Source organism: Peribacillus sp. P4_B1 (assembly GCF_056402395.1).
Genome location: NZ_JBFUHM010000021.1, coordinates 11,813 through 35,583, shown reverse-complemented (window position 1 = coordinate 35,583; position 23,771 = coordinate 11,813). Strand labels below are relative to the sequence as shown.

Annotated in this window: 21 protein-coding genes and 4 pseudogenes; 14 read left to right on the top strand and 11 right to left on the bottom strand. The window is 39.9% G+C overall.

Annotation, left to right across the window (positions count from 1 at the left end):
* Positions 1 to 71 precede the first annotated feature (71 nt).
* Positions 72 to 934 (bottom strand): annotated as a pseudogene (locus AC1DVK_RS13940) (transposase); the annotation flags it as partial.
* Positions 935 to 1,466: 532 nt separating this feature from the next.
* Here AC1DVK_RS13940 and pdxR point away from each other — a divergent pair.
* The 3 genes from pdxR to AC1DVK_RS13925 all read left to right on the top strand — a co-directional run bounded on the left by pdxR (position 1,467) and on the right by AC1DVK_RS13925 (position 4,507).
* Entirely contained in the window at positions 1,467 to 2,897 is a 1,431-nt protein-coding gene (pdxR, locus tag AC1DVK_RS13935) for a MocR-like pyridoxine biosynthesis transcription factor PdxR (RefSeq protein ID WP_477626713.1), read from the top strand.
* 597 nt (positions 2,898 to 3,494) lie between these two features.
* Positions 3,495 to 3,689: a hypothetical protein gene (locus AC1DVK_RS13930; protein ID WP_061464872.1), complete on the top strand. Its 195-nt coding sequence runs from the start codon at positions 3,495 to 3,497 to the stop codon at positions 3,687 to 3,689.
* 368 nt (positions 3,690 to 4,057) lie between these two features.
* Complete coding sequence (locus AC1DVK_RS13925) at positions 4,058 to 4,507, top strand: YfmQ family protein (protein WP_089364234.1); 450 nt, start codon at positions 4,058 to 4,060, stop codon at positions 4,505 to 4,507.
* Positions 4,508 to 4,764: 257 nt separating this feature from the next.
* Here the strand turns inward: AC1DVK_RS13925 and AC1DVK_RS13920 are convergent, their stop codons facing one another.
* The 3 genes from AC1DVK_RS13920 to AC1DVK_RS13910 form a co-directional block, all read right to left on the bottom strand.
* Positions 4,765 to 5,643 carry a MurR/RpiR family transcriptional regulator gene (locus AC1DVK_RS13920; protein WP_286140850.1) on the bottom strand — a complete coding sequence of 293 codons (879 nt, stop codon included), beginning with the start codon at positions 5,641 to 5,643 and terminating at the stop codon, positions 4,765 to 4,767.
* Between the two features lie 106 nt (positions 5,644 to 5,749).
* Positions 5,750 to 6,442: an N-acetylmannosamine-6-phosphate 2-epimerase gene (locus AC1DVK_RS13915; protein ID WP_089363034.1), complete on the bottom strand. Its 693-nt coding sequence runs from the start codon at positions 6,440 to 6,442 to the stop codon at positions 5,750 to 5,752.
* A 31-nt stretch (positions 6,443 to 6,473) separates the two neighbouring features.
* The gene (locus AC1DVK_RS13910; protein ID WP_477626712.1) at positions 6,474 to 8,009 is read right to left on the bottom strand and encodes a maltose/glucose-specific PTS transporter subunit IIC; all 1,536 of its coding nucleotides are present in this window, start codon (positions 8,007 to 8,009) and stop codon (positions 6,474 to 6,476) included.
* 191 nt (positions 8,010 to 8,200) lie between these two features.
* On the opposite strand from AC1DVK_RS13910, the pseudogene AC1DVK_RS13905 reads away from it, so the two are divergent.
* The 3 genes and pseudogenes from AC1DVK_RS13905 to AC1DVK_RS13895 form a co-directional block, all read left to right on the top strand.
* Positions 8,201 to 8,679: pseudogene (locus AC1DVK_RS13905) on the top strand (ABC transporter permease); the annotation flags it as partial.
* Positions 8,680 to 8,694: 15 nt separating this feature from the next.
* Positions 8,695 to 9,759, top strand: a complete 1,065-nt coding sequence (locus tag AC1DVK_RS13900; RefSeq protein ID WP_477626711.1) for an ABC transporter ATP-binding protein — start codon at positions 8,695 to 8,697, stop codon at positions 9,757 to 9,759.
* 970 nt (positions 9,760 to 10,729) lie between these two features.
* Positions 10,730 to 12,634 carry an endonuclease MutS2 gene (locus AC1DVK_RS13895; RefSeq protein ID WP_477626710.1) on the top strand — a complete coding sequence of 635 codons (1,905 nt, stop codon included), beginning with the start codon at positions 10,730 to 10,732 and terminating at the stop codon, positions 12,632 to 12,634.
* Between the two features lie 111 nt (positions 12,635 to 12,745).
* Here the strand turns inward: AC1DVK_RS13895 and AC1DVK_RS13890 are convergent, their stop codons facing one another.
* Both AC1DVK_RS13890 and AC1DVK_RS13885 read right to left on the bottom strand, forming a co-directional pair.
* The gene (locus AC1DVK_RS13890; protein WP_477626709.1) at positions 12,746 to 12,889 is read right to left on the bottom strand and encodes a hypothetical protein; all 144 of its coding nucleotides are present in this window, start codon (positions 12,887 to 12,889) and stop codon (positions 12,746 to 12,748) included.
* Positions 12,890 to 12,922: 33 nt separating this feature from the next.
* Positions 12,923 to 13,888: a DMT family transporter gene (locus tag AC1DVK_RS13885; RefSeq protein WP_477626708.1), complete on the bottom strand. Its 966-nt coding sequence runs from the start codon at positions 13,886 to 13,888 to the stop codon at positions 12,923 to 12,925.
* Positions 13,889 to 14,026: 138 nt separating this feature from the next.
* Here AC1DVK_RS13885 and AC1DVK_RS13880 point away from each other — a divergent pair, with 138 nt between their 5' ends.
* From AC1DVK_RS13880 to AC1DVK_RS13870, 3 genes are all read left to right on the top strand, one after another.
* Positions 14,027 to 14,917 carry a LysR family transcriptional regulator gene (locus AC1DVK_RS13880; protein WP_089363029.1) on the top strand — a complete coding sequence of 297 codons (891 nt, stop codon included), beginning with the start codon at positions 14,027 to 14,029 and terminating at the stop codon, positions 14,915 to 14,917.
* Between the two features lie 213 nt (positions 14,918 to 15,130).
* The gene (locus AC1DVK_RS13875; RefSeq protein WP_065310844.1) at positions 15,131 to 15,286 is read left to right on the top strand and encodes a DUF1540 domain-containing protein; all 156 of its coding nucleotides are present in this window, start codon (positions 15,131 to 15,133) and stop codon (positions 15,284 to 15,286) included.
* Positions 15,287 to 15,714: 428 nt separating this feature from the next.
* Positions 15,715 to 15,951: a hypothetical protein gene (locus AC1DVK_RS13870; protein ID WP_477626707.1), complete on the top strand. Its 237-nt coding sequence runs from the start codon at positions 15,715 to 15,717 to the stop codon at positions 15,949 to 15,951.
* A 48-nt stretch (positions 15,952 to 15,999) separates the two neighbouring features.
* Here AC1DVK_RS13870 and AC1DVK_RS13865 read toward each other — a convergent pair whose 3' ends face one another.
* From AC1DVK_RS13865 to AC1DVK_RS13855, 3 genes and pseudogenes are all read right to left on the bottom strand, one after another.
* A complete protein-coding gene (locus AC1DVK_RS13865) occupies positions 16,000 to 16,179 on the bottom strand; it encodes a hypothetical protein (RefSeq protein WP_477626741.1) in 180 nt (59 codons plus the stop codon).
* Positions 16,121 to 16,261, bottom strand: a pseudogene (locus AC1DVK_RS13860) (O-methyltransferase); the annotation flags it as partial. The pseudogene AC1DVK_RS13860 and the gene AC1DVK_RS13865, both read right to left, overlap by 59 nt.
* On the bottom strand, positions 16,203 to 16,331 hold the full coding sequence (locus AC1DVK_RS13855) for a hypothetical protein (protein ID WP_477626740.1): 129 nt from the start codon (positions 16,329 to 16,331) through the stop codon (positions 16,203 to 16,205). The pseudogene AC1DVK_RS13860 and the gene AC1DVK_RS13855, both read right to left, overlap by 59 nt.
* 498 nt (positions 16,332 to 16,829) lie before the next feature.
* On the opposite strand from AC1DVK_RS13855, the gene AC1DVK_RS13850 reads away from it, so the two are divergent.
* Positions 16,830 to 17,390 carry a TetR/AcrR family transcriptional regulator gene (locus AC1DVK_RS13850; protein WP_477626706.1) on the top strand — a complete coding sequence of 187 codons (561 nt, stop codon included), beginning with the start codon at positions 16,830 to 16,832 and terminating at the stop codon, positions 17,388 to 17,390.
* A 36-nt stretch (positions 17,391 to 17,426) separates the two neighbouring features.
* Positions 17,427 to 18,782 (top strand): DHA2 family efflux MFS transporter permease subunit, encoded by a 1,356-nt coding sequence (locus tag AC1DVK_RS13845; protein ID WP_477626739.1) that lies wholly within the window; start codon positions 17,427 to 17,429, stop codon positions 18,780 to 18,782.
* Positions 18,783 to 18,824: 42 nt separating this feature from the next.
* On the opposite strand, the gene AC1DVK_RS13840 is transcribed toward AC1DVK_RS13845, so the two are convergent.
* Positions 18,825 to 19,268, bottom strand: coding sequence for a MarR family winged helix-turn-helix transcriptional regulator (locus tag AC1DVK_RS13840; protein WP_089363027.1), 444 nt, complete (start codon positions 19,266 to 19,268; stop codon positions 18,825 to 18,827).
* Positions 19,269 to 19,347: 79 nt separating this feature from the next.
* Positions 19,348 to 20,439, bottom strand: coding sequence for a low temperature requirement protein A (locus AC1DVK_RS13835; protein ID WP_477626705.1), 1,092 nt, complete (start codon positions 20,437 to 20,439; stop codon positions 19,348 to 19,350).
* A gap of 215 nt (positions 20,440 to 20,654) precedes the next feature.
* Here AC1DVK_RS13835 and AC1DVK_RS13830 point away from each other — a divergent pair.
* The 3 genes and pseudogenes from AC1DVK_RS13830 to AC1DVK_RS13820 all read left to right on the top strand — a co-directional run.
* Positions 20,655 to 21,055, top strand: a pseudogene (locus AC1DVK_RS13830) (isochorismatase family protein); the annotation flags it as partial.
* A gap of 381 nt (positions 21,056 to 21,436) precedes the next feature.
* On the top strand, positions 21,437 to 23,500 hold the full coding sequence (locus tag AC1DVK_RS13825; RefSeq protein WP_477626704.1) for a BglG family transcription antiterminator: 2,064 nt from the start codon (positions 21,437 to 21,439) through the stop codon (positions 23,498 to 23,500).
* Positions 23,497 to 23,763, top strand: a complete 267-nt coding sequence (locus tag AC1DVK_RS13820) for a PTS sugar transporter subunit IIB (protein WP_048883162.1) — start codon at positions 23,497 to 23,499, stop codon at positions 23,761 to 23,763. Before AC1DVK_RS13825 ends, AC1DVK_RS13820 begins: the two co-directional genes overlap by 4 nt.
* The last annotated feature ends 8 nt before the right edge of the window (positions 23,764 to 23,771 follow it).

Below are 23,771 nucleotides of genomic sequence, written 5' to 3'. Positions count from 1 at the left end.
CGAACCCCTTTTGATATTTTCTTGGAATTTTGCTCAAGATTAAGAGCTTGGGTCTCTACGAGCCCACTATGTTAGGCCATTTTTGGACCTTGCCATGTCCAATTGACCATCTTCTTTACATTCATGGCAGCGAAAGTAAGCATCGCCTGCATCGACAATTTTTTAAGTCCCCTTAAAGTAGTCCAACGCATACCATGCTTTTCTTTTGCATCTGCGAATACACGCTCAATCGTTTCCTTGCGTTTCGCATAGATAGGTTTTACATCTTGATGATGACGCAGGTGATCTGCTTCTTCCATATTTTCTTGCCAGATATGGCGTGTCACTACTTTTTGATGGTCTTTGCTTTCTGTACACTGTGATAAAAATGAACATGTCTTACAAATGTGTTTGGGAGATTTGTACTCACGATATCCCTCTTTATTTGTTGTTGAGTACTTTAAAATCTCGCCCGATGGGCAAAGGTAACAGTCAAAATGTTCATCGTAAACATACTTATGTTTGCGGAAGAATCCTTCTTTTGTTCGTGGCCGTGTATAGGGTAAAGCCGGTGTGCTTTCTTTGTCAAAGAGGTAGCTTGTAATGGCTGGTGTTTTATAAGCTGCATCTGCGGCAACAGCTTCTGGTTTTCCAACTTTCTCAATCACTTGTTATTAACCAGAGGCTCTAAGATATGACTATCATGCGTATTTCCGTGTGTTACTTATTTTCCCCAACACAAATCCATTGCGGTCCGCTGCCGTATGAAACGAATAGGCAAACTGTTTTGTTCGTTCATCTTACACATAGTAGCCACTCTCAAGATCAGTTGAACTTTTTTTAACCTCCTTGTTTCTTCCTTGATAAACTTATCTGGTGGAAAAGGCTTCTTTCCACTGTTTTCACGATCTTGATTAATTTCTTTTTGCCGCTTATTCGTACTGGCTTTCACATGTGGGAAAGAAAACATCCTTATCACCTCAAGTTTTAATCCTTCTATTTTAAAAACAAAAAAGCCTGTAGGTAATAGGAGTTCTATCTAAATGTTAAAACAAAGTTGATTGGAACGGAAGGTACGAGACTCCTGCGGGAAAAGCGCGTCCAAGGGAGACCCCGCAGGCGCAAAGGCGCCGAGGAGGCTCCCGGGACCGCCCGCGGAAAGCGAGTGCCTGGAGCGGAAATCAACGGTCATATTTTAAAAACCTAAAAAAAATTGTAGACAATCTCCATTACTATCGAGTTTGTCTACAGTCTAAGGCCTTCATTCCTTTTAAAGAATGGAGGCCGTTTCTATTTATTGAGGAAAAACCAATTATAATAAAAACTGGAACTTTAAAAACGTTACAGCTTCCATCCTAAGTGTGCAATAATCCCGGCCGAGGATTATACTGATATAAAAGGTTTCCCATTTAAGGGAACGAATAAATAGATAATAAAGTTAATAATTTGGAACGCTTTTAACAAAACCAATTTAAAGGATGTAGCTTATGGAATGGAGAACGGATAGAAAATCCAAGGAGCCTTTATATAAACAAATAGCTGGTTATATTGAGAGCGGTATTGCTGATGGAACATTTTTACTAGATAAGCCGTTACCTTCTGAGCGCTTCTTGGCACATGAACTGGGGGTTAACAGAAGTACAGTTGTAGCAGCTTATGATGAATTGGAAGCAAATGGGTTAGTTGAACGAAAAAAAGGGAGCGGAACGATGATCAGCAAGGATATATGGGGAATCAACAGAAAACGTATGCCTAGTTGGAATAGATATATCGAAGCTGGTTCATTTTTACCCAATTTGCCGGTAACCCAAAGAATCCGGAAAGAAACGGAAGGGAATAATCTTATAAACTTAGCTAGTGGGGAGGTATCAGAAGACTTATTTCCGGTCCAATCCTTACGTGAAATCATTTCGAATAGGTCCTTTATTGGTAGTTTAGGTTATGATCATCCTCAGGGCAATGCGGTTTTAAGGGACACAATTACTAATCATGTGAAACAGTATAGAAAAATCGATACCCATCCATCTTCCATACTGATTACCTCTGGTGCACAACAAGCCATTCACCTCGTTATCCAATGCTTGTTGAAGCCAGGCGATGCCGTTGCATTGGAAGATCCATCATACAGTTACAACCTTCCCATTTTTCAATCCGCAGGACTAAGAACTTTTCTTTTACCAGTTGATAAGGATGGTATCAACCCAGAGGATTTACTAGCACTACATAAAAAACATCGTATCAGGATGATATTTTTGAATCCTGTTTTTCAAAACCCAACAGGAACGGTGCTTCATATTAACCGGCGTAAAAGGATTCTAGAGCTTTCATCCGAATATGGAATACCGGTTGTAGAAGACGATCCTTATAGTTTAACTTCTTTTTCCGGGGAAAAAATCAATACTCTTAAGTCGATGGACAACAACGGAAATGTTCTATATATAAGCTCTTTATCAAAAATTGTTGCTTCTGGCTTAAGAATTGGCTGGATAATAGGACCGAAACCAGTTATAGAGCGGCTGTCTGATGCAAAGCAACAGGTTGACTTCGGCCATGGCTCATTCACTCAATGGATAGCAAACGATTTTCTTGAATCAGAGCATTTCCCCACTCATATTACCTATTTAAGAGAGCAGCTAGAAAAAAGAAGGGATGCAATAGTTTCGAGTCTTAACGAATTCCTTCATAAAGAAGTTGAGTATTTTTCGCCAAATGGTGGAATTCATTTGTGGTGTAAGCTGAAGGTGCCTTTGAACGAAATAAAATTACTGGAGGAATCCATCAAAAGAGGAGTCATATACGTTCCTGGTTCAACATTAGGTACTAATAAGGAATATGTACGCTTTACTTTTGCAAGGGAAAATGAGGAGTCCATTCACGAAGGCATCAAAAGGTTTGCAGAGGCTGTAAAAAGTTTATAATCATCTGCTTTGATATTCAGGAAAGTGAATCATGATGTATCCCTGCTTCCAGACTATAGACGTTGATTTCCGCTCCAGGAACTCGCTTTCCGCGGACGGTCCGCCCGCGGGGTCTCCCCTAGACGCGCTTTCCCCGCAGGAGTCTCGTACACCCGCTCCAATCAACCATTTATAAACTTTAGATAGAAACCATACCCGAGGTGGTTCAGGAACATCCTTTGATGAAAGTACGTTTTCCGAACTCCTTTTGGCTACAAACTGGAATCATGACTAAAGTCATGATTCTTTTTTGTCTGCAAGTTAGGTCACTGCATTTTTCTTTGTATATTAACGAAAGAATTCAACAAGTGGATGGTGGAAATTTCCCTTGATTGGATGGTCCTAAAATTGGTTGTTCTTTTATTATAGAGAAGTAGGCTTTTTCTAATATATTTACTCAGTAAACAAGAAGAGCGATCTACCTACCTGACCATTTAATTTTGATATGTTTAAATTAGGAACGGGTTTTTATGCAGTTACACTACGATATACGATAAGAATCGGAATAATTTGAAATGGTTCAAGGAAATAGATAATAATATTGGGAGGCGTTGAATCATGACGATAAGTGTAATATTAGTAGTAGCCATTAGTTTAGTTGCTCTGGTTGGTACCCTTTCGTTAACGGGGAAGAGTGATAGTGATTATTCTGCAGCAACGAGAGGGAATTTGTTGAACCTTAGTTATATATATATTGGTCTTGCCCTAGTTTTAACTGTAGGCATCATCTACTTCGTAATAAAATTAGCCTAAGATACCCCGTGAATGATTAATATAATAGTATATCAAAATGCATGGAAATATAGGCTTAATTGTATAAAGGTCATGTTGTGTACGAGTGATTTACAAAACATATCTCTATTTGTGGGAAATTGTGAATTTGTTCACATATGTGGCAAAAATGTGAACGGAAAGAATCTGAAAGATACCTGAAAAAGAACATCTTTGAAAGCTGAGTGAACAATCAAATGAGGCTTTTGCCATTTATGGATAAAAAATTTAAATGAAAAATATATTGATAGAGTCTGATTATGTTTTGTGCCCTCCTTTAAGTACAACTTTTCACCAAAAATGAAACGGTCCCTTCAAAGAAATTTATAACGTAGCGGAGATGATGAAATATGACATTGCCTGTTTTGATTTTGACAATTCTTTTAGGCTTGTTAAAACTATTAGTTACCTGTCTTCCAACCGATACAGTGAATTGGATTATCAGCAAATTTAAACTTCATTCAGAACTTAGTGACGCGAATACCATCATAACCATTGGCGGAAAACGCTTGGAAGGTGAAGACAAAATTCAAGTTATTAATTATTTCAACAAAGCGATATTTTTGAAAAAGAATCATATATTCCCAGGGAACGAGCATTTGTTTTTAAATCCTGAAAACAGTGGGACTCCATTAGTCATTGATACTAAAAGAGGCAAAAAGGATGTTAGGTTATTTGTGTACATTTACAACGACCACGTAGATGTAGTCAAACAGTACAAAAAGAAAATAGTTTCGTATAGTCTGCTTTCCGAGAGCCTCCAAGAACGTTCTATGCCGGTAATAAAGAAATTAGTTTAAACTGTTTCTAAAATGAACTGCACCCCAATTGTTAGACACGGTCTAACAATTGGAGGTCCAGTTTTTTTATATGATGAATAACGAAAATGGCTTTCGGTCAGGCTGTAGATGTACGGGCGCTGTGGGGGAGTCGCTTTATAAGAATATAATAAGGGTTAATCCATATTTTGGTTGATTATAACTGTATGTAGTCGAAAAATGGATTTTGTATAATTCGTGTATGGGTAAGTCAATGTACTTTTTAACGCGGCCAAAAGTCAGTCCTTCTTGGTTAATACCTTTAAAGTCTTTTCCCTGATGCTTATCCTGTTTTTATAATCTTTAGCAACCAACTCTGTGTATATTAAATCAAAAAGTAATAGCAGCGGAAGCAATGGAGAGATGTTTTGTCCCATATGCATGCTGTTCTTGCTTGTGACCAATAGCGATATATCGCCAAGCTGTGAGAGCTCGGAATTCTTATCCCCAGTAAAGACCAAGATGCGTGAACCTTGCTTCTTTGCGATTTTAACTGCAGAAATCACTTCTTTCGTTGTTCCGGAAATGGAAATGCCGATGACAACACTATTCTCGTTACTTAAAGCTGCATCCATCATTGACTGATGGGGATCTGAAATAGCTTCAACAGTTAAGCCGATTCGGAAAAACTTTGACTTGAACTCCTGGGCCGCTATACCTGAACTCCCTATTCCATATACATGGATCCTATTTGCCTGTGTAAGGAAAGATACGGCTTTTTGGATATTGTCATATGTGGTTATGTGAAAGGTATTATCAATGATGCCTAAGTGATCTTGATACAGTTTAGCGAAATAATCCACCTGCTTGATGTTCTTCATATTTTTCGGTGTATTTCGGAGATCCACGAACCTTTTTAACTCATGCCTGAACTCATTGAACCCAGAAAAGGCTAATTTCTGGCAAAAACGCGTAATGGTTGCAGGTGAAATATGAAGCTTTTTAGCTATTTGACTTATGGTAAACTGACTTACTTCTTCAGGGCGCTGCAGAATATAATTGGCCAATTCTTCTTCTGTTTTGGTGAATTTGTCCATGCTGCACTCAATGCCATATATGAGGTTTTCTGCTAGATATTCCATTTGATCACCCATTTCAAATTTCTTATATGTATTCATAGTTTAATGTATCCAATAGGGACGTCAATAACCTGAGGAAGTATGAATCAAAAAAAAGACCCAAACCGTTGCCAGTCTGGGTCTTTTCATTACTATGTGCAATGTTCTATTTTTGGATAGCATCCACGAACCTTTTAGTGATTTGCTGCGGTCTGGTAATGGCCCCGCCCACTACTACAGCATGGACATTCATATCCAAAACAGAGCGGGCGATTTCTGGTGTTATGACGTTTCCTTCAGCGATCACTTTTGCTTTTTTCACTGCTTTTACGATCTCTTTGAGCAGAGCATAGTCATCCTGATATATTTTCTCGCCGATCGTTTCGTCCGTATAGCCGTATAAAGTGGGCGCTACAATATCAAATCCTAAATCGTCAGCGAATATGGCTTCCTCAATGGTGGATACATCCGCCATTAGTAAAACATCCGGATATTTTGCTCTTATTTCACCATAAAACTGCTTTAACGTTTTACCGTCCGGTCTTACCCGGGCTGTAGCATCCGTCGCAATGATTTCCGCTTTAGTTTCCATCAATGCATCAATTTCGGCCATGGTAGGAGTAATATAGACATCGTTTTGTCCATACACCTGTTTAATGATCCCTATGACTGGAAGGTCCACATTTTTCTTGATTTCCATTATGTCAGCTACAGAGTTTGCGCGAATGCACTTCGCACCGCCTTCTTTGGCGGCAATGGCCATGCGCCCCATAATAAAAGAGCTGTGCAGCGGCTCATTCTCCAATGCTTGACATGATACAATTAAGCCTTTGTGAATTTTATCCAGCACCTGTTGCATGTTTAACACGTCCTTATCGTTATCTATGTTCTCAATGACCCAAGTATTCTTCCACTTCATTTTTGATTATCGTTACTTGGGGACCGTATACTATTTGAATGCCATTCCCTTTTTTTACGACGCCTTTTGAACCGGTTTGTTTAATGACGTCCTCTTTCACCAATGATTCATCCTTTACCGTGACACGCAGACGAGTCGCACAGCAATCGACTATATCGATATTTTCCTGTCCGCCTAATCCATCAACGATGGTCTGGGTTCTCTCTGATGCCGTTACTTGGGTAACAGCGGCCTGTTCATCATCTTCACGGCCAACCACTTTTAAATTCTTCTTCCTGATCAAGAATTTAAAAGTGAAGTAGTATAGGAAAAACCACGGAATGCCGACGAGAAGTACATAAACCCAGTTTGTTTTACTGATACCCTGGAGTATCCCGAATAAAGTAAAATCAATAAATCCTCCAGAAAAGGTTTGACCGATCGTTATATTGAATATATCTGCCATCATGAAGGCAAGTCCGTCAAAGAAGGCATGAAAAACATAAAGGATCGGGGCGACAAATAAGAAACTGAATTCAAGCGGTTCGGTGATGCCTGTTAAGAAAGATGTTAAGGCAGCTGAAAGAAGCAAGCCGGCCACGATTTTCTTATTTTTAGGTTTAGCGCAGTGATAAATGGCCAATGCCGCGCCGGGTAAACCAAACATCATCGTGATGAACCGTCCGGACATGAAACGGGAAACACCCTCATAGTACTTGACGGTAGTTGGGTCGGCCAATTGCGCAAAGAAGATATTCTGGGTCCCGCTGACAATCTGCCCTTTAATCTCCATCGTTCCGCCTAAAGCTGTTTGCCAGAAGGGAAGGTAAAAAATATGGTGCAACCCTAACGGCCCGAGCATCCGTAATATGAATCCGTAAAAGAAAGTCCCAATCGTACCTGTGCTCGTTACCAGCGCACCTAATTGGTTTATGAAAAGTTGGAAATAAGGCCATACGATAAACAGCACGGCTCCAACCAAGATGGACGCGAAGGAAACGATGATGGGAATGAAACGGGAACCACCGAAAAATCCTAACACTTGCGGAATCTGAATTTTATTATATTTATTGTGCAAAAGTGCGGCAACGATACCTACTACGATACCGCCAAACACACCGGTCTCCAGTGTTTGGATCCCGACCGCCATTCCCTGTCCGGCACCTGCCAAATTCTCTTTGGCAAGTTCCCCATTTATTTGAAGCAGTGCACTTATTGAACTGTTCATGACGAAATAGCCGATCATGGCTGCCAGTGCAGCGGTCCCTTTATCCGAACGTGCCAATCCTACTGCAACACCTACCGCAAAAATGACCGGCAAGTTGCCGAATACGATGCTTCCTGCAGAACTCATGATTGTGAAAATGGCCTGCAGCCAAGCAAAGTCTAAAAAAGGATAGGCCTCAACTGTATTTGGATTAGAAAGAGCACCGCCAATTCCCAGCAATAAACCGGCCGCTGGCAAAACGGCAATCGGGAGCATAAAAGATTTACCGAACTGCTGCGCTTTCTCAAAAGCCTTCTTCATAATAATTCCTCCCTCATTTAACGAGCCTTTGATACTCTCTATTTTTAATCGCTCTATACTAGCTATATTAAATCCCTATGAGAGCGTTTTCAATGCGATGCAAGGTTATATCAATTGTTTTCAATCTTGCGCTTAGTTCTCTGAAAAAGTTTTCAAAACAGGAAAACGCTTGGCTATCTGTTGCACTGTAACTGGGAGTGCCGGCTGCCTATGCATTAAGCCGGTTCGATTTCAAAGGAAAAAGCGTGATTTATGCATTTTTCGTTTCTCCCATTTAATACCGGGAATTGTGCTGGGCTTTGCGTTTTACGTTATATTGTGGGGGTTTATCAGCTTCCGATTTATGGGCTCTGTTTGTAGGACATACTATTATCATGCCGCCGTTCATCATCCGTGTGATTCAAGCGGATCAAATTTTGACTTTTTCATTGAAGAAGCAGCTGAGAGCCTTGGAGCGCACTTTCTATAAAGTCTTCTTACCGAATCTAAAATCAGGAATTTTGGGCAGCAATGACCGCCTTCTTAGAATCCTTCAATAATGTAGGCATTTCCGTTTATATGACAGGGGCTGGGGTAAGGGCGTTTCTGATTCAGATGCTGATGTATGTAGAAAACTACTTTGATCCTACCAGAACGGCTCATGGGCTTGTCTTATTTCACAAAACGATAAAGGCGGTAATGATGGATGGCTTTGTTCACTTTACAAGATATATCTGTAGCTTATAACAAACAGAATATATTAAAGGATTTCAATCTTGAGATTGAAAAAGGGAAATTAGTATCCCTTCTTGGCCCGAGCGGCTGTGGGAAAACGACGACCCTGCGTTTAATTGCCGGGCTTTTAACAGCGAACGAAGGGAAGTTTTTATTTAAGGAAAAGGACTATACGAAAGTGCCCGTCAACAAGCGGAATTTTGGCTTTGTGTTCCAAAACCATGCATTATTTCCGCATTTGTCGATATTCGATAATATTGCATTCGGTCTACGGCTGAGAAAGAATTCCAAAAGCGAAATTGAAAATAAAGTAATGAATGTGCTCGAAATCGTCAATTTAACAGGATTTGAAAAGAGATATCCCAAAGAGCTTTCAGGAGGGCAAAAGCAGCGGGTTGCGATTGCCAGGGCGCTGGTGATTGAACCGGACATCCTATTATTTGACGAGCCATTGAGTAATCTGGATGCGAACTTAAGGGTGAATATGAGAGGCGAGATTCGCCGCATCCAACAAGAGCTGGGGATTACAACGGTATATGTTTCCCATGACCAGGAAGAATGCTTTTCGATATCCGACCAGGTAGCGATCATGAATAAAGGGATCATCGAGCAGCTTAGTGATCCTGCGACCATTTACAAATATCCTGAAACCAAATTTGTAGCAGACTTCATCGGCTTCAAGAACTTCATTGAATTCGATAAGCGTACGGATCATATAGATAAAATCGAACTGAACAAGCAAGGCTACTCATTTGTGCTGCAAAAGGATGCACAGATGACCAATTCAACTGGAAAAATAGGTGCTATCAGGCCGGACGATCTGATGATCAGGGAAAAAGATAATGCTGGAGCGGTTCTGGAAAATAGTTTAACTGGCCGAGTCAAGGTGAGTACGTATCTGGGAAAAAGCTATCAATATGTCATTGAAACCGTGATAGGGGATTTCACTGTGAACAAGGAAATGACGGAATCCTACCGGACGGGTCAGGAAATCATCCTAGAAATTCCGAAAAACCAGATGGTGCTTATTGACTAGCTTAGGAGGGTAGGTTATGCGAATGTTCAAGTATTCGATCACTTCTTAAGTCATGGACTGATCAACGTGAATGAAAGGAAAATGGTCCCTCTCATAATGAGTAATGACGCTTTATCCCGTATTCTTACGAATGCTATTCCAATAGAAATTTGAGCTAATTAAAACGGTCTATTGCAGGAAGCCTTTTCGTCAAATGTCAGCTGCACTTTTAACTAGGGTAGAAGGGGAGAGTACGGCCTTTTTTTATTAGTGTTTTATTTGAACGTAATTACGATTGTTGGAAACATATGATAGGAAAGAAGGGCGACTGAGGATAGAGTGGCAGGTCACAGTTTTGCTTTTCCATCTAATTTTAGACATTTCTTATTGAACTTAATTACAGATATGGGTAAAGAGATTTTTGTTGCTGTAGCAACCAGTCTGACCCTGTCTGTGTTCGCCTAGAAACGGAAAAAGAACCACTCATCCTCCCAGGATGGCAATGGTTCTTCTTCTGACGATTAATTAAGTTAAAAAGAATTGACTCTTTTTTACTTATATGGTATGTTAATTCCAATCTAAGAAAAGGTGTGGTGTTTTATGTCGGGAGTAGGTATCAACTAATTTAGTTGAATAAGGTATTTAATCACTGATTGGTCAGTGGATTAAGTATGCCTTTTTCCACAGTGCAATTCTGCATTGTTGGATACCTACCTTAAGACTGCTTCCTTTTCCATAAATCGTGTAACATGTAGGTGTTACGACGAAAAGCATGGTGGGATTTGTCCTATCATGCTTTTTTGTGTACGCGGTTCTATTCGAGCTGCCCAATTTGTTATCGATTGTAGGTCCTTATCTATAGATAAGGCCGATGCCCGCAGGAGCTTTCTACTCAAATGGCTTGTTCATTTGTAAAGGTAGGGGGACTTTTGCGGGCATTTTTTGGATTCTGGGAATTTTAATCACTCACTCATTCAAGGGGGATCATTAGATGAATAAAATGACTTATGAAAAATTACAATATATCCAACTCAAGGAAATGGTGAAAAACCATTGCGTAAGCGGATTGGGAAAAGCGTTATTGGATCAGCTTAAGCCGAGCAGCCATTTGAATGTCGTTAAAAATCGTTTAAACGAGACCACGGAGGCAAGGAATTTACTGAATGCGGAAAGTCATATTCCCTTAAAAGGCATTTCACATGTTGGCTACCATATCGACAAATTGGAAAAGGGAATGATATTGGAGCCATCAGAGTTAGTGGCGATAGCAGACTTCTTAAGAGGCTGCAGGAATATCAAGAAATTCATGACCGATAAAGAGTTCTTTGCACCAACACTGCATTTATACGCCCGCTCGATGACTGAATTCAGGAGCATTGAAGAAGAAATCCAATTCACCATCAAAGGAAATGCTGTTGTTTCCGAAGCAAGCAGGGATCTGAAACGCATCAGGAACCAAATCATCAAGACAGAAAGTAAAATAGAGGAACGGCTGAATAAGTTCTTGAAGAGCGGAGCCAATAAGGAGTTCATTCAGGAATTCTTCATAAGTAAAAAGGATGACCGCTATACCATCCCGATCAAAGCCTCCTATAAAAATCAGGTGGCAGGAACGATCGTGGAAATATCTGCAAAAGGGGCTACCGTGTTCATTGAACCTGCCTCTGTGACGAAATTGAATGTAGAATTGGCAAGTTTAAAAGCGGAGGAGTCGATGGAAGAGTATCAACTTTTGGCCACATTATCCGGAACGGTTTTCGAGCAATTGAAACCGATTAAGATAAACATCGAGTTAATCAGTCAATATGACATGATCTTCGCAAAAGCCAAGTTCAGTAAAAGCATGGATGCGATCGAACCGAAAATTAATGATCATGGTTATATTAAGTTAAAAGGCTGTAAACATCCCCTTTTGCCACAAAACAGTGTACCTTTGGATTTTGAAATCGGTAATGATTATCGCAGCTTGATCATTACAGGCCCTAATGCCGGTGGAAAGACTGTCGTCCTGAAAACGATCGGCATCCTAACGTTGGCTGTCATGTCAGGACTGCATGTTGCCGGGAAAGAAGGGACGGAGCTTGCCGTCTTCGATCAAGTATTTGTCGACATCGGTGATAACCAAAGCATTGAAAATGCACTGAGCACGTTTTCATCGCATATGAAAAACATCTCGGAAATCATGGGGGCATTAACCAATAACTCATTGCTGCTGTTCGATGAAATCGGGAGCGGAACGGAACCGAATGAAGGCGCCGCTTTAGCGATTGCCATCCTTGAGGAATTTTATCAGAGGGGCTGCATAACCGTTGCGACGACCCATTATGGTGAAATCAAGCGCTATTCGGAAATACACAGTGATTTCATGAATGCGGCCATGCAATTCAACAGTGAAACACTTGAGCCAAAATACAAGCTGTTGATTGGTCAATCCGGGGAAAGCAATGCCCTCTGGATAGCAAAAAAAATGAATGTCCGTGAAAAGGTTTTGCAAAGGGCAAAGCTTTATATCGGCAATAAAGACTATGACTTGGAGCGTGTCCAGGAAGGTAAAATCAAGAAAGCGAAGGTATCGGCGGTTCCAAAGGAAGCATTGTATGAATTTGAAGTCGGCGACAAGGTGAAGGTTAGCGAACTGGATGATTATGCGATCGTTTATAAGAAAAAGGACTCATATAATAATGTCGTCGTACTTTTCGAAGATACCTTCATGGAGGTTCATGCCAATAGGCTCGAGCTTGAAATAAAAGCCGTCGATTTATATCCGGAAGGCTATGATCTGAGTTCTTTATTTGTCAGTTATAAAGAAAGGAAATTGAACAGGGACCTTGAAAGGGGATCAAAAAAGGCTTTAAAGAATGTAGCGGCTGATATCCGGAAGAAACTTGGTGAATAGTACGGTCATGTGGCAGTAAAATATCGAAGCAAAGTGCAAAAAAAGCCTTAAATAAGGAGGCTTTTTTGCACATGGTTTTGCTTACAGGCACTGTTGTGCCAAAAGTCCATTTTACTGATTTCTTTTACTACTATCATTATATAGATTAATTAATTCTGCATTTTGCTCATTCATTTTTTTTACATTCTTATTAATCGTTGCCAATTCCCATAGTATAGCCAATCCAAAAATTATTATAATTGTTAAGTAATCCATTATTGTCCTCCCATTGATGTTTTGTACCATAAATTAACTGACTCTTTTTTCTTCCATTGGATTCAATTCTTCAACATGGGAAGGCAAGTTTTTTCTTTGATAATAATTGTTTTGAATTAAAGCATATATCACTAAAAAAGTTCCCAGTAATTCGAATGATGTAAGTGATCCCCCTTGGATAAAAACAATGGCTAACGTGGTTATTGGAACTAAATTGATAAATAGAATGCCATTAATGGGCGTTAAAAGTTTAATACCTAAATTCCAGCTTAAAAGTGCAATGGCACCCGGGAAAATAATCATGAAAATCATCTCGCCATAAATGGATTCAATAACCTCTGCTGTGGGGACAGGCAGGCCAATTAAAGTTGCAAGGAATGTTATGATTGCAGATACTGTTGTTCCCAAAATACACGTTAAAGTCGAATAGCGGAGTGTTGACCACCCATTAAATTGGTCGCCGCCCATCGTATATATAACCCATCCTATAACCCCAAAAAGAATGAAAAGTATAGGAATGATGCTATCCTTCAATAAAAATAGGAATGATAAATTGCCATTGGTAATCACAAGAATAGCCCCTATTAAGGCAAGGGACATACTTGCGATGGTATATTTCATAGGTCTGGCATTTTTGAAAACCCACATTATCATAATTGAAATCATAGGCATTAATGATTCCATGATGGAAGCAACGATTACCCCGTTATGGCCCAGTAAGTCTTGACCTGCGAAAATGAGAAAGTTGTATACTGTAAACGCCATCGTTCCAAAAAACAATAAGTTCTTTCCTTTCCCTTCCAAGCGAAAAGACTTCGTTCCCTCTTTAACTAAAAGCAATATCCCTAAAATTATGCTAACAGCTAAATATCGCAGAAAAGAGAAATAAAAAGGATCTATATACATGAGTGCCCTTTCTGCAACCGGAAACATGGCTCCCCAAGAAATGCTGGCTGTCAAACATAAAAGTGCACCGATTAAAACTTGATTCTTTTTCATTTAAAGCTTCCCCTCAAAAAAAATAATGATTGATTAAATTCCTATACACACTTTATGATAAAGTCATTATCATGTAAAATGACTTAAAGTGAATGTAACCATCATTATTAATGATATTTAGGAAAGGGGATCACTTTTATGGAAATTCGGGATTTGCAAATATTCCAGTGCGTCGCTAAATATGGAAGCATAAGTAAGGCTGCTGTTGAGTTGAATTATGTCCAATCCAATGTAACGGCGAGGATTAAGCATTTGGAGCATGAGTTACGGACGCCTTTATTCAATAGGCATAAACGTGGTATGTCCTTAACCGCAGAGGCACGAAAGATGCTGGTGTATGTAAACAAAATTTTGCTTGATATGGAAGAACTCAAACAAGTATTCCTGGATAGTGAAACACCTACGGGGATATTGAACATCGGCACTGTTGAAACGGTCAGCGGCCTTCCTAAGATTCTAGCCTCTTATCATAAACAGTATCCAAATGTCGATTTATCCATAAAGGCTGGGTTAACGGAGGATTTAATTAAAGATGTTATTGAACATAGGCTGGATGGCGCTTTTGTTACAGGACCGATTAAACATCCACTCATTCAGCAATACGATGTGTGTACAGAAAAACTTGTTTTAGTTACAAGGAATGAAACATTAAACCTTGAAGAATTTTTAACAGAACCAATTTTAGTATTCAGTCAGGGTTGTGGATATCGATCTAAACTGGAGCAATGGTTGAAAGAGGAAGAAGTGATGCCTAAAAGGATTATGGAGTTCAACGTATTGGAAACCATCTTAACCAGCGTAACACTCGGCCTTGGCATTACCCTCGTACCACAATCAGCGGTAAATCACCTTGCAGCCAATGAAAACGTGCATGTTCATGCAATTCCGGAAGAGTACGGCAATATTTCGACTGTCTTCATTCATCGTAAAGATGCTTATATGACAAACTCCATGCAAAGCTTCTTACAAACAATCGAAGCCAATCATGAATGTACGGTCAATCCGATATCAAGCCTGAACCATTCCTGAGCCAATATGAATCTTTACATAGAAGAACGCTGAAACTTGGGCCTGTCCCGAACATGCTTTGACAAACTGGCGTCCTTTTTCTGCCGGTCCTTCGATTCCGTGAATCTTTCGAGCAATTCCGTTTTCATTAAAAACAAGGCACCCGAACCTGAAAAAGGAAAGTATCAAGAACCCCAACTTTGTTAATGATAGCAAATGAGGAGGTGTGATACGATGGCAAAGGATGTTCTATGTGAAGTGAATAATTGTAAATACTGGGATTCTGGAAACAAATGCAGTGCAGATGCTATTTATGTTGTCAGCCATAAAGGGAATCAAGCATCAAATAGCAAAGAAACGGATTGCAAAACATTTGATCCAGAAATTTAAATCATCGGGGGTAACCATCAAACTTGGTTACCCTCTTCCATTTTATTATTGATAATAAAAATCATTTTCATTCAAGATTATAGAAATTCCGTTATTTTTTCTTCATGAAAAGGATATTTGGGCGATAAACTCGTGAGTTTGATCGATGATATCGAAAGTTTGAGCGATATAATTGAGGGTTTGAGCACTATACTCGAGGGTTAAAGCTATAAACTCGAGTTTGATCGATATAATCGAGAGCGTGATCGATAAATTCGTGAATTTGTGCGATAAATTCGGACATTTTAGCAATTTACTCGTGAGTTTGAGAAGTTAACTCGTGAATTTTAGCAATTTACTCGTGAGTTTGCGCAATTTACTCGTGAGTTTGAGAAGTTTACTCGTGAATTTTAGCAATTTACTCGTGAATTAGCGCTTTACTCGAGAGTTTGGGCGATAAACACGAGAGCTTGATCGATAAATTCGTGAATTTGTGCGATAAATTCGGACATTTTAGCAATTTACTCGTGAGTTTTGCCGTTTTACTCGTGAATTTAGCAGTTTTACTCGTGAATTTGAGCAGTTTACTCGTGAGTTTTAGCAATTTACTCGTGAATTTAGCCGTTTTACTCGTGAATTTGCAGTTTACTCGGAATTTGCGCTTTACACGAGAGTTTGGGCGATAAACTCGAGAGCTTGATCGATAAATTCGTGAATTTGTGCGATAAATTCGGTCATTTTAGCAATTTACTCGTGAGTTTGAGCAATTTACTCGTGAGTTTGAGCAGTTTACTCGTGAATTTTGCCGTTTTACTCGTGAAATTAGCCGTTTTACTCGTGAATTTGCGCTTTACACGTGAATTTTCCTTTGCTGCCGAATCCTCTGGCAAGGCAAATCCCGCTATAGTCCCCAAGAGCGCCTATCTCCAAAACATTTTTAGCCCTTAAAATGAATATAAGCATGGCCAGATGTGGAGATACCGATATGGACGGCATTCCGTTTTCTTGGTATGGACGTAATGACTACATCAAAGCACTGAATCGATATAATTGTAATTTGTTTCATTCATTTCAATTCCTTTCCCGCCATTATTGAATTAAAAGGTTGCCTTTGCTTCACTTTCTTGTATTTCAAATAATTGAATGAATTCGTTGATTAACACATTAATGGCTTTTAATTCACCGACTAAGATTTGATTATGGATTGAAATTCTGGTTTATCTAACTGTTCCTTAATGGTGTAACGTCAAAGATCCATCATTTCTAAAGAAAGCAATTGCCGCCCTCGGCGAAAGGTTTTCGGGCCAGGACCTTTTCCACTGTAATGCTCACCATGGTGATGTCCATCTTTCTTAAAATCCCTGAATTTTTCATTTCGAAACCCCCTCCTTTGTATACAACTGTCAAAAATCCCCCAATTTAAATTAATTAACATGCAATTTCAAAAAGTTTGTCTAAATTGTGAATTCGTTATTTAGAGAGCAAAAAAGTACTTACATCCAAAGAATTTTTTTTGTTATAGTAACAAATAGACCGGTTGGTATGGTGGGGGTGTGCTACGGAAATGGATACTAAATCGTTGATAATCGACCATGCAACGATTCTTTTCCAACAAAAAGGATATAAAGGTGTTGGACTAAGCGAAATCTTAAAAGTATGTCATGTTACGAAAGGTTCGCTTTATCACCATTTTCCTAATGGAAAAGAGGAATTATTAATCGCTTGCCTTCATTCTTTGAATGAAGTAATTACGATGGATATCGTGGAGATTTTTGAACGATATCCGACAACATTAGAAGCGACAAATTCAATGATTGAAAAGCTAATCGTCAATTTAGAAAGAGAAGGGACGATTACGGGTTACACATTTAGCAGCATGGTAAGTGAAATGGCCACATTAAGTGAGCCTGTTCGAAAGGCTTGCGCCGAACTTTATACGAAAATTCAAGGGATTTATTTTAAAAAGCTACTGGAAGATGGACATTCAAAAGAGTTAGCTTCCAATATCGCATTGATGATGACAGCCTCCATCGAAGGGGCAATGATGCTTTGTTTGGCCGAAACATCAGCAAAGCCGCTAAAAGTAATTTCGCAATTGTTACCCAATATATTGAAGGAGTTTTAACAAGTGGATAATAAAAATATTAAAACAGGACCGGTAATGGCTGCTCTCTTGGTAGCAGGCTTTGTCGGGCTATTTAGTGAAACCGCATTGAACATCGCCTTAGGTGAATTGAGCCACATTTTTGGCGTGGATGCGACGACAATACAATGGCTTGCAACTGGGTACTTTTTAACGCTTGGTATTTTAGTGCCGGTAACAGGAATTTTAATGCAAAAATTCACAACACGCCAAATGTTCATGGCGTCTTTATTTTTTTCAATCATCGGAACGGTCATCGCTGCAGCAGCACCGGCTTTTAGCGTGTTATTGACGGCCCGTGTCATTCAGGCAGCTGGACTGGCGATCATTTTGCCATTGACGCAAAATGTCATTTTCACGATTTTCCCACCGAATAAACGCGGCGGGGCAATGGGTGTGATGGGCTTAGTCATCTTGGCGGGTCCAGCATTCGGTCCTACATTGGCAGGAATGATTATAGATACGTTATCATGGCCTTGGATATTTTGGTTTACGATTCCGTTCTTGTTATTCTCCCTTATCTTCGGCTATATCTATATTCCGAATGTCAATGAAACTCGGCAAGTATCAATTGATATCGTGTCAGTTGTGTTATCGACGATTGGCTTTGGTGGAGTTGTATACGGTGTAAGTGTAGGCGGGGATCATGGTTGGAAGAGTATGACGGTAATTGGAACGATCATCGTTGGAGTGATCGCCCTAATCCTGTTTGCAATCCGTCAAACGAAGATGGAAAACCCGATGTTGAATTTAAAAGCTTTCAAATACCCACTATTTGTACTGGGTCTTGCGATGAACGTGATTACCTTTCTTAACATGTTATCGATGCTGGTTGTGTTGCCAATGTATATGCAAATGGCGTTATTGGTGTCTGCGTTCGCCACTGGGCTGATCATGCTGCCAGGAAGTCTATTAAACTGCGTATTTGCCCCGATCATCGGTCGGGTGTTCGATAAATATGGACCTCGTGCCGTAATTACACCAGGAACGATTCTGGTTGTCATTGGCTACGGGCTATATGCAATGTATGGAACAGACACAGCACTATGGATCATGGTTGTTACGCATATCGTGATGATGCTTGGCATTGGCATGGTGCTCGCTTCAGTACAAACGAATACATTGAATGCATTGCCAAAAAAATTCTATCCGGATGGCATTGCGATCACGCAAACATCACAGCAAGTATCAGGGGCAATTGGCATAGCGGTCATGGTTTCGCTATTCTCTGCGAAGCAAAATGGCTACTTGACTGATGTGGCAAATCATTTACCGGCAGCAGCTGCCTCGGGTTCATCACTTGTATTTAAAATTAGTTTGATTTTCGCCATCGTGAATGTGGTGCTTTCATTGTTCATGAAAAAACCGAAGTAACAAAGAAAAAAACAGATCACCATTCTTGCAGGTGATCTGTTTTTATTTTTGAACTTTACTAAGTAGATCTAAAAGCTGTTGTTTTTCCGTCTCATTCAAGTTGGCAAACTGTGATGCCTGAAAATGCTCTTGTTTTGGAACAACTTCATGAAAAAACTCTTTTCCTTCCTCAGTCAACGAAAGGTATTTTGTTTTCCATTCCTGTTCCCGTTTAATCAATCCCAATTCTTCCATTTTCCTTAATAGTTGAGTGATATTGCCTTTCGTCACAAAAAGCTTATTTGCAAGTTCTTGCTGAGACAATCGTTCATGGGAACCCACTTGAACCAAGATATCGAATTGGGCTGCCGATAGATTCCATTTCTTTAAATGTTGATTGGACTCCCGAATACTTTGGTTATATATTCGTGTTATTCTGAACCATAACATTAAACCCAGTCGTTCCTCATTGTTAGATGTGGAGGGATTCGTTGTGTTTTCTTTCATGAATGTCACCTCATTCTTTCTTCGTCACATTCAGCTTATGAATAAACCAATATGGTGTCAAATGCAAAAACTTCCATCCTTATGTAATCGTTAGTTTGGCAAAGATGATAAAAAACAGTGTTAATTCGGCTATTATCACGATATTTGGTACCGGGACAATCAAATTAAAAATAAAAAAGACGGCTAAAACCCCTAAAAATAACGCTAAATGATATATTTGCAAGCGCTGGTGCTTATGTCGATATTGGTGGAAAACAAAAGTGGTTGATATGAAATAGAGCAATACGGAACCAAAAACAAAATATAAGATGAATGAATAATGGACTTCCTGTAAAAACAATAATCTGATGGCCGCTGCAATCATGCTTATAGACATTAAAATAAAAAGATGACCGTAAATGATGAGCTGGCCGGAAGATTGTACAGACTTGTCGACTTTCTTCTCCATGTTATCGAAATATTGCCACCACATAGATATTATCAGGGCAAATGAAATGATAGAAAAGGCTATCGAATCCCAATTTCCTTGTTTAGGTTGGATTACCGCAAGAGTGCTCACAAGAGCTTCCCCAAAGAGAATGATGGTAAATAGACCGAATCGCTCTAACAAGTGGGCCGTATTTGTAGGAACCTTTTCTAAACACTTCCTTCCAAGGATCGGGATAATGATATCGATCAGGATGCCCAAATATAACACAGCATATCGAAGCCAGGAATCAAAAAGGACGGAAAATAATGAAATCCCGATTCCAATCCAAAAATACCTTCCCAAAAAGAGTGCTGCTTTTTTTCGAAATCCCTCTTCTATCCGCTGTACAACAAGATATTGGATAGCCGTCACGGCTCTTAAGCCAATATAGCCAGTTAAAAAAGAAAGATAATAAGGATCAAAATCAACTGATAAGCTTGAGGTCATAATTAGGACAAAAAACATTTGCAATATCAAAAATAGCCGTTGATGAAATAAATCCTTTCCAAACCGGTTAATAAATATGGTTTGCCCTACCCAAGCCCACCAGATAGGAATAAAAATCAACACGAACTTCAATAAATACTCTGGATGGATATATCCATCTTCAACATGCAGTAAAACATGAGTTGCGCCCGCAACGGCCGCCACAAATAACAAATCATAAAAGAGCTCTAACCATGTAACTTTCTTTTCATCCATTTCTGCACTCCTCCCAATTCCCTTATAGCTTATAGTATGTTGTAAACATTCAGAAAATGGAAGGGGTTCAATATAACCAAAACCATTTACATTATCTTGGAGTGTGGAATTTAGAATTCATGATCAATTATGGGAAGTTCTTTTTACCAAACTATAAACTGATTGAAACCAACGAAGGGGTTTGGGGGAATTTCCCTACATACGAACTTTCTTCGCTCGTGCAAGAATTGGAAGAACTCTTTCCTAACGCGCCAAAAATAGCTCGGCCTGGACAAATTAACGCATGGGATAATGAAGATTTTGTTAAAGTAATCGAAACTGGAAAAAAAAACCTTATCATTGCTGGCGTGGTTACTGATGTCTGCGTTGCCTTCCCAGCACTTTTTGCTTTGAACGGAGGTTATGAAGTATTCGCTGTCACTGATGCTTCTGGAACAGTCAGCAAACAGGTAGCTGATGCTGCTTTAGCGCGTATGGCCCATGGCGGTGTGCAGCTTATGAATTGGTTTAGCGCAGCATGTGAATTACAGCGTGATTGGCGCAACGATGTCGAAGGTTTTGGTGCATTCCTGGTCATCAAAATATAATCGGTAGCTATAGGGGAGCACAGCGCGATCAGCAAGCAGATTTAAAGATAACACACTGGGAGGGGACATTTGTCCCCTCTTATTTTTTCATGAACATCTGCATTGTTTTCACCCTAGCTTCATCCCGAACTCCTTTTATTGCTCGGTCTCATGACCTTACTGGCCTCCACACTAAAAAACATAAGGTCTTTATCATGCATTCTAATATGTATGAAAAAGCCTACATAGTATTTTTTTCTACATATAGACTGCATTGAAAATGGATTACTGACTTAAGCAAGGATGCAGTATTGTGCACAAATGTTTAAAGAGTATATTATTGTGCAGTACCTATGACAACATTCGGACTTAGAAATGCTACATTTTTAATAAGAAGTGAGATATCGTAGAAGCAGGGAGAGGGATTGAGAATGTTTTTAGATGAAAGAAGCGCCAATTTACTAAAACTATTACAGCATTCGCCCATTTCAAAAATGAAAGAACTTGAAGCCCAAACAGGTCTGACGAGAAGGCAAATACAATATGGTCTGAGCAAAGCGAATGACTGGCTCCATTTTCATGGATATCAACCGATTCAATATAATCGTGAAATGGGCTACTCCTTTTCTGAAACAATCAGGGATGAAGAATTGAATGTAAAACTGACAAAACGCAATTATATATTTTCAGAGACAGATAGGGAAAAAGTCTTTTACCTCATGATCTTGTTAAGCCAAGAAGAATTGTCCGTCTATCATTTCCAGACGGTCACCGGGCTTTCAAGAAATACGGTGTTGAAGGATTTGAAAAGACTTAAAGAGAAAAACAAGGACATATCGCTCAAAATCCAGTATTCCAAACAAGATGGCTATGTGGTGATTGGGGAAAGCCGAGTAAAACGATATATCATTGAACGTCTCGTGCATGGTGTACTGAATAGTCCTAATAGTGAATTAATTATGGAGTGCATATGGGGAAATCATGAAAAGCAAATCAGCTCGATCCGGTTACAGCTTGAAAGGATCGAACGTAATTTAGGCATCACCTTTACGGATGAGCGGCTTCATGAACTGAGCTATTTATTTTTATGTACAGATCGGCTCATAGAAAAAGGGGAAGAGTTACAGGCCGACCAGAGCTGGGCTCCGTTTGTTGCGACAGAAGAATATAAAATGGTTGAGGAAATGACGAGAACGAATGCCTTTCAATCAGTATGGAGCGAAACGGAAAACTTATACGCAACCTTACATTTATTGAGCATGAACCGAACGAAGGATATTTCCCCGCTTAAGGATGATGAAGTCATTCAACACCTTTTGCAGGAAATCGTGGAAGAGTTCGAGAGGCTGGCATTTGTTCACCTGAAAGACAAAGAACAGCTATGCCAACAATTATACGTACATTTTAAACCGGCATATCATCGCCTAAGGTATGGTCTCCCGCAACTTAACCCGATGACGGGACGGGTGCAGAAGGTCTATCCTGAACTGCATCATTTGACAAAAAAATCTCTGTGGGTGTTGGAGAGAGAGATTGGCTGTCCGGTATCCGAAGAGGAAGTCGCATACTTCACGATCTATTTTGGCGGATGGCTGCGCAGGCAAGGGACGACATTGGATGATCGAAAACGGGCGATTGTAGTATGCCCGAATGGTATTGGCATCAGCAATATCCTCATTTATACATTGAGGGAATTATTTCCGGATATTTTGTTCCTGGATGTTCTTTCCGTTAGAAATGCGGCTGAATCCCCACTGTCGTACGATCTAGTTTTTTCAACGGTACATATGAGAACAAAAGCGGCATTATTCGTTGTACCGCCCATTTTGGAAATGCAGGACAAACATAAATTACGCCAACAAGTCATGCAGGAATTGTATGGATATACGACGGAAAGTGTAGATGTTTCAGCATTAGTAAAAGTCATTTCCAAGTATGCAACCATCCATGAACAGGATCAGCTTGAAAAGGCTTTGAAGTCGAATGTGTATACACATCAAAAAATAACCCAATTTTCTTTAAAGGAGGCAGAGAAGCCTGTGTTAGAAGAACTGCTCAATTTGCAAACGATTCAATTACAGCAGCATGTTTCCGATTGGAAAGAAGGCATTCAAGTCGCGGCCAAGCCTCTCGTGGACTTAGGAACAGTCGAAGAACGATATGTGGATGCCATGATCGAAGCGATAGAAACGAATGGACCGTATGTAGTGATAACGCCTGGAGTCGCGATTCCCCATGCACGTCCAGAGCAGGGGGTCAGGTCTTTATCCATGAGTTTGCTGAAATTGGATGAAGCCGTGGACTTTGCGCCGGATAAACCAGTTCGCCTGATTATCATTTTGGCGGCAGTAGATAACGATTCGCATCTGCGGGCATTGATCCAGCTCACTCAATTATTGAATGAACCAGCCAATATAGAAGAAATCCTACGCACTTCAGATAAATCGGTCCTTATGGAGTACGTTCATAAATATTCGAAGGAGGAAGCGGAATGAAAATCATGGTAGTATGCGGGAACGGATTGGGAAGCAGCTTCATCATGGAGATGAATGTGAAGAAAGCGTTGACGGAAATGGGTAAGACGGCCGAGGTGGATCATACGGATCTTGCATCTGCAAAAACGGTTCAGGCGGATATTTTCCTGGGAGCGGCGGATATTGTCGGTCAGCTGGATGATGGAACCCGGACGATCGTCACACTGGAGAACATGATGAGCATCCCTGAAATCAAATCTAAATTGGAAATGCATGTAGGATAAAAAAGGAG

Excerpts from the sequence above, each read along its gene's own strand:
- pdxR (WP_477626713.1), top strand. The coding sequence starts at position 1,467 with ATGGAATGGAGAACGGATAGAAAATCCAAGGAGCCTTTATATAAACAA.
- AC1DVK_RS13835 (WP_477626705.1), bottom strand. The coding sequence starts at position 20,439 with ATGGATGAAAAGAAAGTTACATGGTTAGAGCTCTTTTATGATTTGTTA.
- AC1DVK_RS13890 (WP_477626709.1), bottom strand. The coding sequence starts at position 12,889 with ATGGATTACTTAACAATTATAATAATTTTTGGATTGGCTATACTATGG.
- AC1DVK_RS13845 (WP_477626739.1), top strand. The coding sequence starts at position 17,427 with ATGGCTGCTCTCTTGGTAGCAGGCTTTGTCGGGCTATTTAGTGAAACC.
- AC1DVK_RS13925 (WP_089364234.1), top strand. The coding sequence starts at position 4,058 with ATGACATTGCCTGTTTTGATTTTGACAATTCTTTTAGGCTTGTTAAAA.
- AC1DVK_RS13900 (WP_477626711.1), top strand. The coding sequence starts at position 8,695 with ATGGCTTTGTTCACTTTACAAGATATATCTGTAGCTTATAACAAACAG.
- AC1DVK_RS13850 (WP_477626706.1), top strand. The coding sequence starts at position 16,830 with ATGGATACTAAATCGTTGATAATCGACCATGCAACGATTCTTTTCCAA.
- AC1DVK_RS13910 (WP_477626712.1), bottom strand. The coding sequence starts at position 8,009 with ATGAAGAAGGCTTTTGAGAAAGCGCAGCAGTTCGGTAAATCTTTTATG.
- AC1DVK_RS13875 (WP_065310844.1), top strand. The coding sequence starts at position 15,131 with ATGGCAAAGGATGTTCTATGTGAAGTGAATAATTGTAAATACTGGGAT.
- AC1DVK_RS13855 (WP_477626740.1), bottom strand. The coding sequence starts at position 16,331 with ATGAAACAAATTACAATTATATCGATTCAGTGCTTTGATGTAGTCATT.
- AC1DVK_RS13825 (WP_477626704.1), top strand. The coding sequence starts at position 21,437 with ATGTTTTTAGATGAAAGAAGCGCCAATTTACTAAAACTATTACAGCAT.
- AC1DVK_RS13880 (WP_089363029.1), top strand. The coding sequence starts at position 14,027 with ATGGAAATTCGGGATTTGCAAATATTCCAGTGCGTCGCTAAATATGGA.
- AC1DVK_RS13885 (WP_477626708.1), bottom strand. The coding sequence starts at position 13,888 with ATGAAAAAGAATCAAGTTTTAATCGGTGCACTTTTATGTTTGACAGCC.
- AC1DVK_RS13840 (WP_089363027.1), bottom strand. The coding sequence starts at position 19,268 with ATGAAAGAAAACACAACGAATCCCTCCACATCTAACAATGAGGAACGA.
- AC1DVK_RS13920 (WP_286140850.1), bottom strand. The coding sequence starts at position 5,643 with ATGAATACATATAAGAAATTTGAAATGGGTGATCAAATGGAATATCTA.
- AC1DVK_RS13895 (WP_477626710.1), top strand. The coding sequence starts at position 10,730 with ATGAATAAAATGACTTATGAAAAATTACAATATATCCAACTCAAGGAA.
- AC1DVK_RS13915 (WP_089363034.1), bottom strand. The coding sequence starts at position 6,442 with ATGCAACAGGTGCTGGATAAAATTCACAAAGGCTTAATTGTATCATGT.
- AC1DVK_RS13930 (WP_061464872.1), top strand. The coding sequence starts at position 3,495 with ATGACGATAAGTGTAATATTAGTAGTAGCCATTAGTTTAGTTGCTCTG.
- AC1DVK_RS13820 (WP_048883162.1), top strand. The coding sequence starts at position 23,497 with ATGAAAATCATGGTAGTATGCGGGAACGGATTGGGAAGCAGCTTCATC.